Raw genomic sequence first — 15299 nt, 5'->3', positions numbered from 1 at the left:
CGTTATAGTAAGTTATGAAAGACAAAACAATAGATTACATTTTGAGAGCCACATGGCAAGCCGTGTCAAGAATGTACAACGAAGAAGCTGCAAAATACAGCGCAACTATGGCAACAGGATTTGCTTTGTTGAGTATGGATAAAGAAAAAGGAACACCCTCAACAGCCCTAGGTCCAAAGATGGGAATGGAAGCCACTAGCTTGACAAGAACCCTTAAGTCTATGGAGGACAAAGGGTTAATAATAAGAGAAAAAAATCCGTTTGATGGGCGTGGCGTACTGATTTTCCTGACCGAAATGGGCAAAGAAAAAAGAGAACTATCTAAAAATACCGTTTTGAAATTTAATGAAACCATAAAACAACACGTTTCCGAAGAAAAATTACAGCATTTTATGGAAGTTGCTGAAATTATAAATGAGTTAATTCAAGAAAAAAATATATTTAATCAAACTGAAAACACTACTGATGAATCGAACCATTAAAAAAGTTGCAGTAATTGGATCCGGAATTATGGGTTCAGGAATTGCGTGTCATTTTGCCAACATTGGTGTAGAAGTCTTACTTTTGGACATTGTTCCAAGAGAATTGACGGATGCCGAAGCCAAAAAAGGGCTAACGCTTGAGAGTAAAATTGTTCGCAACCGTGTGGTAAACGAACATTTGGCCAACTCCTTAAAATCGAAGCCATCCCCTATTTACAGTCAAAAATTCGCAAGCCGAATTACCACTGGAAACACAACGGATGATATGGCTAAAATTGCCAATGTAGATTGGATCATCGAGGTGGTTGTGGAGCGTTTGGATATCAAAAAAATGGTTTTTGAACAAATTGAAAAATTTAGAAAACCGGGAACTTTGGTAACATCCAACACTTCTGGTATTCCAATTCACTTCATGAGCGAAGGACGTAGCGAAGATTTCCAGAAACACTTCTGTGGGACTCACTTTTTTAACCCAGCGCGTTACTTAAAATTATTCGAAATTATTCCTGGTCCACAAACTTCATCTGAAGTTTTGGATTTCTTAACCATATACGGAGAAAAATTCTTGGGTAAAACTTCGGTTGTTGCCAAAGATACTCCTGCATTTATCGGAAACCGAATTGGTATTTACGGAATTCAAAGTTTGTTCCACCTTGTAAAAGAGTTGGGATTGACTATTGAAGAAGTAGATAAATTGACGGGACCGGTTATTGGTCGCCCAAAATCGGCTACTTTCAGAACTGTGGATGTGGTTGGATTGGATACTTTGGTGCATGTTGCCAACGGAATCTACGAAAACTGCCCAACAGACGAACAACACGAATTGTTCAAACTTCCGGAATTTGTCAACAAAATGATGGAAAACAAATGGTTGGGTAGCAAAACAGGTCAAGGTTTTTATAAGAAAGTAGACAAAGACATTCTTTCTTTAGATTTAGATACTTTGGAATACCGTCCTGCTAAAAGAGCTTCTTTTGCTACTTTGGAATTGACAAAAACAATCGACAAACCAATCAACAGATTTAAGGTTTTAGTTAAAGGGAAAGACAAAGCAGGAGAATTCTACAGAAAAAGTTTTGCTGGAATGTTTGGGTATGTTTCGAACCGTATTCCTGAAATCTCAAATGAATTATACAAAATAGACGATGCCATGAAAGCTGGTTTTGGATGGGAAAATGGTCCATTCGAAATTTGGGACGCCATTGGTGTTGAAAAAGGAATCGAAATCATGAAAGCCGAAGGCCTTGAACCTGCAGCTTGGGTTACCGAAATGTTAGCATCTGGAAATACCAGTTTTTATACAATTAAAGAAGGAGCGACTTATTTCTACAATATTCCAACAAAATCTCAAACTAAAGTTCCTGGTCAAGATGCCTTTATAATCCTGAACAACATTCGCGAAAGCAAAAAAGTATGGAGCAATAGTGGCGCTATCATCCAAGATTTGGGAGACGGAATTTTGAATTTAGAATTCCAATCCAAAATGAATACCATTGGTGGTGACGTTTTGGCTGCGATTAATAAAGCGATAGATTTATCCGAAAAAGAATACCAAGGTTTGGTTATTGGAAACCAAGCAGCGAATTTCTCTGTTGGTGCCAATATCGGAATGATATTCATGATGGCGGTGGAGCAAGAATACGATGAGTTGAATATGGCCATCAAAATGTTCCAAGACACGATGATGCGTGTGCGTTATTCTGGAATCCCAGTTGTAGTTGCTCCTCACGGAATGACTTTTGGCGGTGGTTGCGAAATGAGTTTACACGCTGACAAAGTAGTGGCCGCAGCAGAAACGTATATGGGATTGGTTGAATTTGGTGTTGGGGTTATTCCTGGCGGTGGAGGTTCTAAAGAATTGGCCTTGCGTGCATCTGATTTATTTCGTAAAAACGATGTGGAATTGAATGTTCTTCAAGAATATTTCATGACCATCGCAATGGCAAAAGTATCAACTTCAGGTTACGAAGCATTTGACACTGGACTTTTGCAACATGGAAAAGATATTATCGTAGTCAACAAAGACCGTCAAATTGCCGAAGCCAAGAAACACGCCTTATTAATGGCAGAAGCGGGTTACACTCAACCCATACGCAGAACGGATGTGAAAGTTTTGGGTAAACAAGCATTGGGAATGTTTTTGGTTGGAACCAATCAAATGGTTGCTGGAAAATACATCTCGGAACACGATTTGAAAATAGCCAACAAACTGGCTTATGTTATGGCTGGTGGTGATTTATCCGAAGCTACTTTGGTATCGGAACAGTATTTATTGGATATTGAAAGAGAAGCCTTTTTATCACTTTGTACCGAAAGAAAAACATTGGAGCGAATTCAGTTTATGTTAACCAAAGGAAAACCGCTTCGCAATTAGAGAATAGATGCAAGAAACAAGACTTTAGAAATATCTTGCCTCTTGCCTCTTTCTTCTAATAAATCTTAAAAAACAAAAACAAATGAAAACAGCCTATATAGTAAAAGCATACAGAACAGCCGTTGGTAAAGCACCAAAAGGGGTTTTTAGATTTAAAAGACCTGATGAGTTGGCTGCAGAAACCATTCAATACATGATGAATGAGTTGCCTGATTTTGACAAAACACGTATTGACGACGTTATGGTAGGAAACGCCATGCCGGAAGCAGAACAAGGTTTGAACGTGGGTCGTTTAATCTCTTTGATGGGATTAAAAGTTGATGACGTTCCGGGTGTAACCGTAAACAGGTATTGCGCATCGGGATTGGAAACAATCGGAATGGCAACTGCCAAAATCCAATCAGGAATGGCACATTGTATCATTGCTGGTGGAGCCGAAAGCATGAGTTTTATTCCAATGGGAGGTTACAAACCTACTCCGGATTATGCTGTTGCAAAAGCAGGACACGAGGATTACTACTGGGGAATGGGATTAACATCGGAAGCGGTGGCGAAACAATTCAACATTTCGCGTGCAGACCAAGATGAATTTGCTTTTCAATCGCACAACAAAGCATTGAAAGCACAAGCAGAAGGTAAATTTGACAAACAAATTGTACCCATCACAGTAGAACAAACTTTTATCAATGAAAATGGTAAAAAAGAAACCAAATCATACATTGTAAACAAAGACGAAGGCCCAAGAGTTGGCACTTCATTGGAGGGATTAGCAGGTCTTAAAGCTGTTTTTGCTGCCGATGGAAGTGTAACAGCGGGTAACTCTTCACAAATGAGTGACGGTGCCGCTTTCGTATTAGTAATGAGCGAAGAAATGGTAAAAGAATTAAACCTTGAACCGATTGCCCGTTTGGTAAACTTCGCCTCTGCAGGTGTTGAGCCAAGAATCATGGGAATCGGACCTGTAAAAGCAATTCCAAAAGCGTTGAAACAAGCGGGATTGACTTTAAATGATATCGATTTAATTGAATTGAACGAAGCTTTTGCATCACAAGCATTGGCCGTTACCCGTGAATTGAACTTGAATCCCGATATCATCAATGTCAACGGTGGAGCGATTGCCTTGGGACACCCACTAGGTTGTACAGGAGCTAAACTTTCCGTTCAATTGTTTGACGAGATGAAACGCAGAGGCAGTAAATACGGAATTGTGAGTATGTGTGTGGGAACTGGACAAGGAAGTGCGGGGATTTACGAAGTTTTTTAAAGAAGAGCAAAGAGGCAAGAATGAAGAGGCAAGAATAAAGAGGCAAGAATGAAGAGGCAAGAATTAAGAGGCAAGAATTAAGAGGCAAGAGACAAGAATAAAGAAACTAGAATATATGAGGCACAATTTTAAGAATTTGAAAATTTGGATTTTAGCTATGGAAATTACAAATGATATTTACAAGCTGACTTTTACTTTTCCAAAATCGGAAACTTATAGTTTATCCAGTCAAATGAATCGATGCTCCGTCTCAATGCCTTCAAATATTGCAGAAGGTTCAAATAGAGGAAATAAACATTTTCAACATTATTTGAATATTAGTTTGGGTTCATCATTTGAATTACAAACACAATTACTGATAGCTTGTCAAAATGACTATTTATCAAAAGAAAAAACAGAAGAAATAGAAAATAAAATAATTGAATTTCAAAAGATGACCACAGGTTTCATAAGTAAGTTAGACAACAATCTTTCTTCCTGATTCTTTCATCTTTCATCTAAAAAAATAAAAAAAAATGAGCGACAAAACAAGAGGTGGTCAATTCATCGTAAAAGAAACAAAATGTGAAAACATCTTCACGCCAGAAGATTTTAATGAAGAGCAGTTAATGATGCGTGACTCTGTGAGTGAGTTCGTTGACAAAGAATTGTGGGCACACAAAGATCGTTTTGAGAAAAAAGACTACGCCTATACACAAGAATGTATGAAAAAAGCGGGAGATCTTGGGTTCTTGAGCGTAGCTGTACCAGAAGCTTATGGCGGAATGGGAATGGGATTTGTGAATACGGTTTTGGTATGTGATTATATTTCGGGAGCAACGGGATCTTTTTCTACAGCTTTTGGAGCGCATACTGGGATTGGAACAATGCCAATCACATTATACGGAACTGAAGAGCAAAAACAAAAATACGTACCTAAATTGGCTTCTGGAGAATGGTTTGGAGCGTATTGCTTGACGGAACCAGGCGCTGGATCGGATGCCAATTCTGGAAAGACTAAAGCGGTTTTATCTGAAGACGGAAAAACATATTCAATCACTGGACAAAAAATGTGGATTTCGAATGCAGGTTTTTGTTCTGTTTTTATCGTATTCGCAAGAATTGGTGACGACAAAAACATCACTGGTTTTATCGTAGAAAATACTGCCGATAATGGAATCTCAATGAACGAAGAAGAGCATAAATTAGGCATTCGTGCTTCTTCTACACGTCAGGTTTTCTTCAATGACGCTAAAGTTCCTGTGGAAAATATGTTGTCTGAAAGAGGAAATGGTTTCAAAATTGCGATGAATGCTTTGAACGTTGGTCGTATCAAATTGGCTGCTGCTTGTTTAGATGCGCAACGTAGAGTAATTTCAGGAGCTGTTAACTATTCTAATGAAAGAATCCAGTTCAATACTGCAATTTCTCAATTTGGAGCTATTCGTTCTAAATTGGCCGAAATGGCAACTTCTTGCTACGCAGGAGAAAGTGCTACCTACCGCGCTGCCAAAGACATTGAGGACAGAATTACGGCTCGTGAAGCTGAAGGTGTTTCGCACCAAGAATCGGAATTGAAAGGAGTTGAAGAATACGCAATTGAGTGTTCTATCTTGAAAGTAGCCGTTTCAGAAGACGTTCAAAACTGTGCAGACGAAGGAATTCAAATTTTTGGTGGAATGGGATTCTCTGAAGACACACCTATGGAAAGTGCTTGGAGAGATGCTCGTATTGCTCGCATCTACGAAGGTACAAACGAAATCAACAGAATGCTTTCGGTGGGAATGTTGATCAAAAAAGCCATGAAAGGGCACGTTGATTTGCTAGGACCTGCTTCTAAAGTACAAGAAGAATTAATGAGAATTCCATCTTTTGAAACTCCTGATTATTCGGAATTATTTGCCGAAGAAAAAGAAATGATTACCAAATTGAAAAAAGCTTTCCTTATGGTTGCTGGTGGTGCAGTTCAAAAATACGGTCCCGATTTAGACGCGCACCAACAATTATTGATGGCTGCTGCCGATATTCTTATCGAAATTTACATGGCAGAAAGCACGATTTTGAGAACCGAAAAACTAGCCAAAGCAACTGGTGAAGACAAGGTAAAAGAACAAATTGCAATGGCCAAATTATATTTGTACCAAGCGGTAGATATTATTACCATCAAAGGAAAAGAAAGCATCATCTCTTTTGCCGAAGGCGATGAACAACGCATGATGTTAATGGGATTGCGTCGTTTTACCAAATATACCAATATGCCAAATGTTGTTGGTTTAAGAGAAACGATTACCACCAAATTAGTTACCGAAAATCAATATTGTTTCTAAAAGATATTTTTTAGTTTTTAGTTTTTTTTAGTTGAAAGCCGTCTCGTTAAATAAACGAGACGGCTTTTTTTTGGCTATTTTTAAAAGGAATCGAGGCTATAAAACCTCGATTTTTTGTATGTACTATTCGCAAAAAAAACAAATCAATTATAGTTTTTTATAAAAAAAAGCCCTTAAAAAAGATATTAAAAAAATTAAATGCAAAAAAGTGTGAATAATGCAACTAAATCACCGAATTGTATAATACTTCAAAAGCATAATATCAGAACCTTTGTTGGATAAATATTTAAATTTTTTTAAACTTAATAACGCCAAAAAAAAATGAAAACTAAAAAATTACTTTTGATTATTGCAATACTATTTATTGCTTTAATTTCGGGATGTTCCAATGATGATTTTAAGGAAGTCGTTGGTGTATGCCCAGTTGTGTCCGCAACGAGCCCAATAGATGGTGCTTCTGGCGTGCCTCTAAACCAGATTATTACGGTTACTTTCAACGAAGATATTGATCCAGCAACCATCAACCAATCTTCTTTTATCGTAACCATTGGTACAACTCCTGTAGCAGGAACTGTATCACATTCTGGAAAAATAGCCACCTTTACACCAGCAAGCCCACTCGCAGAGAACACGCTTTATACGGGGAGAATTACGACTTTTGTCAAAGATGTAACTGGCAATGCGTTGCAAACTGATTATATTTGGACTTTTACAACAGGACTTATACCACTTGTAGCATCAACAGATCCAGCAAACCTTGCTATTGATGTTGCCCTTAATAAAGTGATTACTGCTACTTTTAATATGTCAATGAATCCACTGACTTTAAATGCAACTACATTTACCGTTAAACAAGGAACTACTACTGTATTAGGAGCAATTACCTATGCAGGAACCATGGTTTCGTTTACGCCCTCATTACCATTAGCCGAAAATAAAGTATACACGTGTACTATAACTAAAGGTGCAAAAAATCTTTCAGGAATTGAATTGGCTGCTGATTATGTTTGGACTTTTACTAGTGGTATTTTGCCAAAAGTAGTATCGACCGACCCTATTAACAACGCAATTGGAGTTGCCTTAAATAAAAGTATTTCGGCTACGTTCAACATGCCTATGAATGCTTTAACGTTGGGTGCTACTGCATTTACAGTAAAACAAGGGGATATTTCAGTTTTAGGAATTATTACCTATTCTGAATCAACAGTAACTTTTACCCCTTCTATCCCATTGACAGGAAACACAATATATACTTGTACCATTACTACAGATGCCAAAAACCTTGCGGGTACAGCATTGGCTAGTAATTATATATGGTCATTTACCACTAGCCTCTTGCCTATTGTGGTTTCAACCGACCCAGTCAATAATGCTACTGGTATTGCATTAAATAAAAGTATTTCGGTAACCTTCAATATGCCTATGAATGCTTTGACTTTGACCAATACAGCATTTACGGTTAAACAAGGAGCTGCTACAGTAGTAGGAACCATTATATATGCAGGATTGACTGCAACTTTTACACCTACTATCCCTTTAACAGCAAATACAGTATATACGTGTACAATTACCCCAGAGGCAAAAAACCTTGCAGGTGCTGGATTAGCCAGTAATTATGTCTGGAAATTTACTACTAGTTTGTCGCCTATTGTGGTTGCTACCGACCCAGTGAATAATGATACGGGTGAAGCCCTCACTAAAAGTATTACAGCAACCTTTAATATGCCAATGAATGCTTCGACTTTAAGCGCTACAACCTTTACCGTAAAACAAGGAATAACAGCTATAGCAGGAACAATTTCGTATTTGGGTACAACAGTTACTTTTAATCCAACTACTGCTCTAACTAGTAACAAAACATACACTTGTACGATTACTACAGGGGCAAAAAACATGGCTGGAATTGGTTTAGCCAATGATTACATTTGGAATTTCACTACAATTGTTCCAATAGTAGTAATTCCACCCCCAGTAACCACAAGTAATTTATTCTTTGGTATTTTTGGAGGAAATGCTGGTGTAACTAATCAAGGATTATTTACAAAAATCAATGGAACAATTGGAACGACCGCTGCGGCTACTTTGATTACCGGTTTCAAAGATGGCGTGACTGGTGATGTTTATACTGTAACACCTCTTAATAACGGACTCGTTACAGGCGGCATATTTGCGGCACCACCAGCTCCTGGAAATGCAACCAACGCAGCAACAGCTTTAGCAGGATTGAATGCCGCTAGGGCAGCTTATTTAAGTATTTCTCCAGCCTCAATGCCAGGCGGAACAGACCCAGGTGCTGGCGAATTAGGGGGGCTTACTTTGGCACCAAGTATTTACAAATCTGCTAGTGGTACTTTCAAAATTACCAATGGAGATCTTACATTAGACGCACAAGGAGATCCTAACGCCATATTCGTTTTTCAATGTGCTGCGGCTTTAACGGTGGGAGATTCATCGCCAAGCAGTGTTAAATTAATAAATGGAGCTTTGGCTAAAAATGTGTATTGGTATGTGGGTAGCGCAGCCGTTATCAACTATGCTGGAGGAGGTGTTATGACAGGAAATATTATGGCAAATTCAGGGGTAACTTTATCCTCACCTGCTAATAGCACGAACTCTAGTGTAACCACTTTAAATGGTAGAGCGATTTCATTAGTAGCATCAGTTACCATGGTAAATACCGTAATTAATGTCCCTAACTAAATTCCAACCAAAATTATAGAATCAAAAAACAAATCCCGTTGAAGGACGGGATTTAATTGAATAAAAAAACCAATAAAAAATAAAAAAATGAACGCTAAAACTAATACTAAAACGGATTCCTACAAAATAGGATTTCCCAACAACCTTACCCTCAAAAGCATTTTTATAATCGCTTTGGTTTGGTTCACTACTCAAACGCCAGTTCAAGCACAGGAGGAACAATACACAAAACCCTCTTGGTGGTTTGGTGTGGCTGGTGGTGCCAATTTTAATTTCTACCGCGGTTCTACTAACCAGTTGAATGCCAGTTTTACTCCTCCTGTAACTTTTCATGACGGAAAAGGAGTTGGTTTATTTCTTGCACCGCTTATGGAATTTCACCGTCCGGACTCCCGATGGGGTTTTATGCTACAAGCGGGTTATGACAACCGCAAAGCCAAGTTTGACCAAGTAACTTCGCCTTGCAACTGCCCTACCGATTTAAAAACGAATATTAGCTACATTACAGTAGAGCCAAGTTTGCGTTTGGCTCCCTTTAAATCAAATTTTTACTTGTATGCTGGGCCTCGTTTGGCTTTCAATAGCGAAAAATCATTTACGTACCAACTCGGTATTAATCCTGCTTATCCCAATCAAACGCCAAGTCCCGAAGTAAAAGGAGATTTAAGCGATGTCAAAAAAACGATAGTTTCCATGCAAATTGGATTGGGATATGATATTCCGTTGTCATCTGAAAACCAAAAAACACAATTTGTTCTTTCGCCATTTGCGGCATTTCAACCGTACTTTGGACAAAATCCAAGGTCTACAGAAACATTAAACATCACAACATTTCGAGCTGGTGTGGCACTTAAATTTGGTCAAGGAATGCTAATTCCAAAACCAGATGCTTTATTCCCTGATGCCGAAGTAGAATTCGCAGTTCACGCTCCCGCAAATGCTCCTACCCAACGTCGTGTGAGAGAAATATTCCCACTTCGTAATTATGTGTTTTTTAATAGCGGTTCCTCCGAAATGCCCAATCGTTATAAAATGCTTAAAAAAGAAGACGTCAAAGATTTTAGAGAAGACCAACTGGAAATGGTTACGCCTATCAACCAATCTGGTCGTTCGGAACGCCAAATGAATGTGTATTATAATGTGCTTAACATCCTTGGTGACCGAATGATAAAAAATCAGTCAACAACAATTAATTTAGTAGGTTCATCAGAAAAAGGGCCTGCTGAAGGCAAAGAAATGGCTGAATCCGTAAAATCATATCTCGTAAATACCTTCGAAATTAATCCTTCCCGAATTAGCACTGTGGGACAATTTAAACCCAATATTCCATCCGAGCAACCTGGAGGAACATTAGAATTAGATTTGCTTCGCGAGGGCGACCGCAGAGTCTCTATAGAAAGTAGTTCTCCTGTATTATTACAAGAATTTCAAAGTGGTTCTAGTACCGCAACACCATTAGACAAAAGCACTTTGCAAGCAACACCAGCAGAAAGCAATGTGGTTTTTGATGTAAAAGGAGCTACAGAAGCCTTCTCCACTTGGAACGTTCAAGTAGTTGATGAATCAGGAAAAATGCAATCTTTTGGTCCTTATACACAAGATAGTGTGAGTGTATCCAGAAAAGCAATTTTGGGTTCTCGAACCGAAGGAGATTACAAAATCACGTTGATTGGACAATCCAAAACGGGTAAAGTAATCAACAAAGAAACTACCACACACATCGCACTTTGGGAACCAGCCAAAATTGAAGAAGGGCTACGATACAGCGTTATCTATGAATTTAATGAATCCAAAGCGATTTCGATTTACGAAAAATACTTGATCGATGTTATTGCACCAAAAATCCCTGCAAACGGAAACGTAATTATTCAAGGGTATACCGATATTATTGGTGAGGATACCTACAATCAAAAACTGTCTCTTGCTCGCGCCAATGATGTGAAAAACATTCTTGAAAGTGCCCTAGCAAAATTAGGTAGAACCGATGTTACCTTTGATATCAAAGGATATGGAGAGGATTTAAACCATTCGCCTTTCAAAAATGAATACCCAGAGGAACGTTTTTATAACCGAACTGTAATCATTGATATTTTCAATAAAGGTTTGTAATTAAATAGGTTTGCCAATACTTAAAAAAGGGTAGAAATTTAGATTTCTACCTTTTTTTTATTTTACAAAAATCAGCTAATTAAGTTGAAATTTTTCAGCCATTTTTACTCCCAAACCGATGCTTGGATAAGGTTCGAATAGAAAGAAACAAAGCGATTAAAGTTAATACCGCAGCCAAGTAAAATGGAGCTCCTGGAAGGTAAAACAAACTTTTTTTTGAGGTGGAATAGGCAAACAAATTTGTCATTAACAAAGGGCCTAAAATAGCGCATAAACTGGTTAAACTTGCCAATGCACCTTGCATTTCGCCTTGCTCATTGTTAGGAACTTGACTCGAAATAATCCCTTGAATTCCTGGTCCAGCAATACCACCCAAACAATATGGAATCAAAAAAAGAAACATCATCTAACCACTTGAAGCCAAACCAAACAGTATTAAGCCTAATGCCGAAAAAGCCATTCCTAAGTAAATCGACTTATTTTGTCCCAAACGAGGTATTATTTTCCGAATCAAAAATCCTTGCACAAAAGCAACTAATAATCCTACAATAGCTAATGAATAGCCCACCATTTCGGCAGTCCAATGGAACTTATAAATGGTATAATACGTCCAATTTGATTGAACGGCATGTGAAGCGATAAAGGTCAAAATTAGCGAAACCACCAAACCCGATACTACTGGATATTTCTTTAAGTGTTGCAACGAGCTTACAGGATTGGCTCTACGCCAATCAAATTCTCTACGATTGGCTGTGGATAACGATTCGGGCAAAATAAAATAACCATAAATAACATTGAGCAACGTTAATCCAGCAGCAATCAAAAAAGGAACATTTGTTCCCCACTTACTGCTAATTCCGCCTATTACGGGACCAATTATAAAACCCAATCCAAAAGCCGCCCCAATGAGACCAAAATTTTGCGCTCTTTTTTCAGGAGAACTAATATCCGCAATGTATGCGGTTGCGGTACTAAAACTGGCACCCATAATACCCGCAATAATCCTACCCACAAAAAGCCAAGTAATCGAGGGAGCAAACGCATGAAAAATATAATCAAATCCCAAACCCAAAAGCGATAGCAGTAAAATAGGTCTTCTACCATATTTATCACTCAATCCACCCAATATTGGTGAAAAAATAAATTGCATAATTGCAAACGCAAAAATCAACCAACCACCAAATTTGGAGGCTTCGCTAATACCTAAACCTGTCAATTTTTCTATTAATTTGGGTACAATTGGTATTATAATTCCCAACCCAATTACGTCTACAAGCACCGTGATAAAGATGAAGCCCAAAGCGGCATTTCGTTTTGTTGTCATTTATTTTTTTGGATACTAATTAAGATTTGTAATTATTTATACGGTGATACCGCCGTTTAAAGGCTCTTCACTTTATAGAAGTTTCAAATATATCTTTTTTAAACAGGAATTGGTTCTAATTCTACTCTTCCAATAGGTCTTCTTCCTAATCGGAATAGCAAAAGAATGATAATTGGCAAGATACAAAGTGCCGACATTACTAAATAAATATCCTTATAAGCTAGTAAAATAGACGCTTTTGAGGTTTGATTGGACAAACTTCGTTCTGCCATTTTCTGTGCTTCTATTTGTGATGATCCTTGATGTAAATAATAATTCTTGGTATTCGATAATTTCTTCGCTGCTTGTTGGTTTACTACTGATAATTGCTGACTTAAACCCGTTTTGTGCTGCGCTTTGGTATTCGAAATAAAAGTACCCAAAAGTGCGCCACCAAGCAAAGTAGCAATAATAACACGCGCAATAATACCGCTCATCATTCGGGAATCGCCTAGTTTAGCAGGAACTCCTTCGGCAATATACAATGCCGAAATAGGATACAAAAATCCAATAGCCAATCCTTTGAAAACAAACGGCAATAAAAAATCGGCTGGAGCAATTCCGGGATAAAATCGAAAATAAAGAAGGATGTGGTATATTCCGTAACACGCAAATCCAGCAATCCAAATGGTTGCCAAATAAATTTTTTTATACAAAAGATAGGTCGATAACGGAATGGCAATAAAAAGTCCTATCAGTATTGCCAGATGTGTTCGAGCTTGATAAACACCATCAAAACCAAGTACTCCCGACATATATCCAGTAACGATACTTCCCGTTCCATTCATCAAACCGATATAAAAAAAGAGGAAAGTACCCATTACGACATTTTTATATTTAAAAACATCGGGATCTATTATAGGTTCTTTGGTAAAACGAACGTGGAATAAATAAACTCCAATCAAGAGCAATAAAGAGGCAAAAGCAATGGTTATTTTGGAATCGGAAAGCCAATTTCTACTTTGTCCCTCGGCACAAATGAAAAGAATTATGGTAAAAAAGAAAATCAAAATAATCCAACCTCGCCAGTCAAATTGAAACTTGCCTTTCATTGGCGCGACATCTTTTCGATAAAAAATCCAAGCCAAAATAATGCCTATCAAAAAATTGATATTTAGAAAATAAATACTAAAAGTCCAATCATAAACGCTCGTAAATTGAGCACCAAGGTATTTGTAAATATGCGAACTTCCTTGTAGAATAAATTGGATAATTCCATACATTATAGGCATATTGAATGCTGGATTGTACTTCATTAAAATCGGAATCATCGAAGCAAATATCCCAATAATAGAAATCACAGCCAAAAGGGAACGCCAAAAAGTAAACCAATAAATATTTGTAGCATATAAAGAAGCAGTATTGAATAAAATTGCCAAAAAGCAAGCCGACAAAATCATTGTTCGCACCTTCATTTGCTTGGCAATTCGCATTCCCAAAGGCATAAATGCCAACATTACAAATACTGGAATATAACTGGAATAAGTAAAAATAGTGGTCGATTCGCCAAAGTGTCCCAGAATTTGAGAATTGTCGTAAGCGGTTACATTCAAGGCATTAAAAAAAGGAATCGTAAGGATATATAATCCAACAAGAGTGAAAACGCTACCTTTTTTTCCTGCAAACATATTTTATTTTTTTACTACGACCGTTACATTCATTCCTGGTTTTACTTCTTGTAATTCAGTAGCCAAAGCTTCAAAAACTATTTTTACGGGAATGCGTTGGGTAATTTTTACAAAATTCCCTGTGGAATTATCGGGTTCTACCATCGAGAATTTGGACCCAGTTGCTGGCGAAAAACCAACTACTTTTCCCTTAAATTCTTTGGCATCCAAGGCATCTATGGTAAGGGTTACCTCTTGCCCTTGCTTTATTCTTTCTATTTGAGTTTCTTTAAAATTTGCCGTTACCCATTTTTGTTTCAAAACAATTGAAGCAATAACTTGATTAGTATTTACCAAATCGCCAACAGACAAAGCGCGTTGCCCCACAACACCATCAACTGGAGCAGTGATTATGGTATAAGACAATTGCAATTTTGCAGCATCCAGATCGGCTTGTTTTCGGGATACGGTTGCTCTGGCAGCTTCTAAATTGGTCAAACTTTGTTTAGCGATTGAACCGCTCGCCAATAATTCGTTTTCGCCTGCTTTTAGATAGGCTTTTGTCGATTGCAATTTGGCTACAACTTGATCGTATTGGTTTGCGGTCACAGCTGAATCTGCATACATGTTTTTGAAGCGTTGGTAATCTTTCTGTGCTTTTTCTAAACTGGCTTGGTCACCAGCTAGTTTTGCTTGGGTTGCCGCTTGGTTAGATAAAGAGGTAACGATGGTTTGTTGCAATGAATGCAGATTTCCTTCGGCTACAGCTAGATCAGCTTCGGCTTGTTTTACTTTGATTTTGTATTCTTCGTCATCTAGAATTAACAAAGTATCACCTTGATGCACCAACTGATTTTCTTCAAATTTTATTGCAATAATATGTCCCGTGGCTCTTGCGGCTATGTTGTTCATATAGGCATCGACTTGCGCATTATTGGTAGTTTCGTATCGGCTGAAATCAAAAAACAAACTCAAAATCCATAATCCACCTGCCAACAGGAAAATAAAAGAAAGAATCGTCAGGATATTATTTCTTTTTTTTTCTGTATTTTGAATAGCATCATTAATTGCAGTTTCTTCGCTCATAGTCATAT

Annotated in this window: 9 protein-coding genes and 1 pseudogene; 7 read left to right on the top strand and 3 right to left on the bottom strand. The window is 37.8% G+C overall.

Annotated features, from left to right (window positions below; genetic code table 11):
* Positions 1 to 14 precede the first annotated feature (14 nt).
* From FNW21_RS00220 to FNW21_RS00185, 7 genes are all read left to right on the top strand, one after another.
* On the top strand, positions 15 to 482 hold the full coding sequence (locus FNW21_RS00220; RefSeq protein ID WP_144254716.1) for a MarR family winged helix-turn-helix transcriptional regulator: 468 nt from the start codon (positions 15 to 17) through the stop codon (positions 480 to 482).
* Positions 466 to 2856: a 3-hydroxyacyl-CoA dehydrogenase/enoyl-CoA hydratase family protein gene (locus tag FNW21_RS00215; protein WP_144254715.1), complete on the top strand. Its 2391-nt coding sequence runs from the start codon at positions 466 to 468 to the stop codon at positions 2854 to 2856. Before FNW21_RS00220 ends, FNW21_RS00215 begins: the two co-directional genes overlap by 17 nt.
* An 82-nt stretch (positions 2857 to 2938) precedes the next feature.
* Complete coding sequence (locus FNW21_RS00210) at positions 2939 to 4120, top strand: acetyl-CoA C-acyltransferase (RefSeq protein ID WP_144254714.1); 1182 nt, start codon at positions 2939 to 2941, stop codon at positions 4118 to 4120.
* A gap of 115 nt (positions 4121 to 4235) precedes the next feature.
* Positions 4236 to 4601, top strand: a complete 366-nt coding sequence (locus FNW21_RS00205) for a four helix bundle protein (protein WP_144254713.1) — start codon at positions 4236 to 4238, stop codon at positions 4599 to 4601.
* 34 nt (positions 4602 to 4635) lie between these two features.
* On the top strand, positions 4636 to 6426 hold the full coding sequence (locus FNW21_RS00200) for an acyl-CoA dehydrogenase family protein (RefSeq protein ID WP_144254712.1): 1791 nt from the start codon (positions 4636 to 4638) through the stop codon (positions 6424 to 6426).
* A 321-nt stretch (positions 6427 to 6747) separates the two neighbouring features.
* Positions 6748 to 9126, top strand: a complete 2379-nt coding sequence (locus FNW21_RS00190; protein ID WP_235889566.1) for an Ig-like domain-containing protein — start codon at positions 6748 to 6750, stop codon at positions 9124 to 9126.
* Positions 9127 to 9213: 87 nt separating this feature from the next.
* Positions 9214 to 11235 carry an OmpA family protein gene (locus FNW21_RS00185; RefSeq protein ID WP_144254711.1) on the top strand — a complete coding sequence of 674 codons (2022 nt, stop codon included), beginning with the start codon at positions 9214 to 9216 and terminating at the stop codon, positions 11233 to 11235.
* A 94-nt stretch (positions 11236 to 11329) separates the two neighbouring features.
* On the opposite strand, the pseudogene FNW21_RS00180 reads toward FNW21_RS00185, so the two are convergent.
* From FNW21_RS00180 to FNW21_RS00170, 3 genes and pseudogenes are all read right to left on the bottom strand, one after another.
* A pseudogene (locus FNW21_RS00180) lies at positions 11330 to 12559 on the bottom strand (TCR/Tet family MFS transporter).
* A gap of 98 nt (positions 12560 to 12657) precedes the next feature.
* Positions 12658 to 14226: an efflux MFS transporter permease gene (locus tag FNW21_RS00175; protein ID WP_144254710.1), complete on the bottom strand. Its 1569-nt coding sequence runs from the start codon at positions 14224 to 14226 to the stop codon at positions 12658 to 12660.
* A 3-nt stretch (positions 14227 to 14229) separates the two neighbouring features.
* Complete coding sequence (locus FNW21_RS00170; protein ID WP_144254709.1) at positions 14230 to 15291, bottom strand: HlyD family secretion protein; 1062 nt, start codon at positions 15289 to 15291, stop codon at positions 14230 to 14232.
* Positions 15292 to 15299 lie beyond the last annotated feature (8 nt).

Origin of the sequence: Flavobacterium restrictum (assembly GCF_007097245.1) — a bacterium.
GTDB lineage: Bacteria > Bacteroidota > Bacteroidia > Flavobacteriales > Flavobacteriaceae > Flavobacterium > Flavobacterium restrictum.
This window is presented reverse-complemented; position numbering and strand designations above follow the sequence as displayed.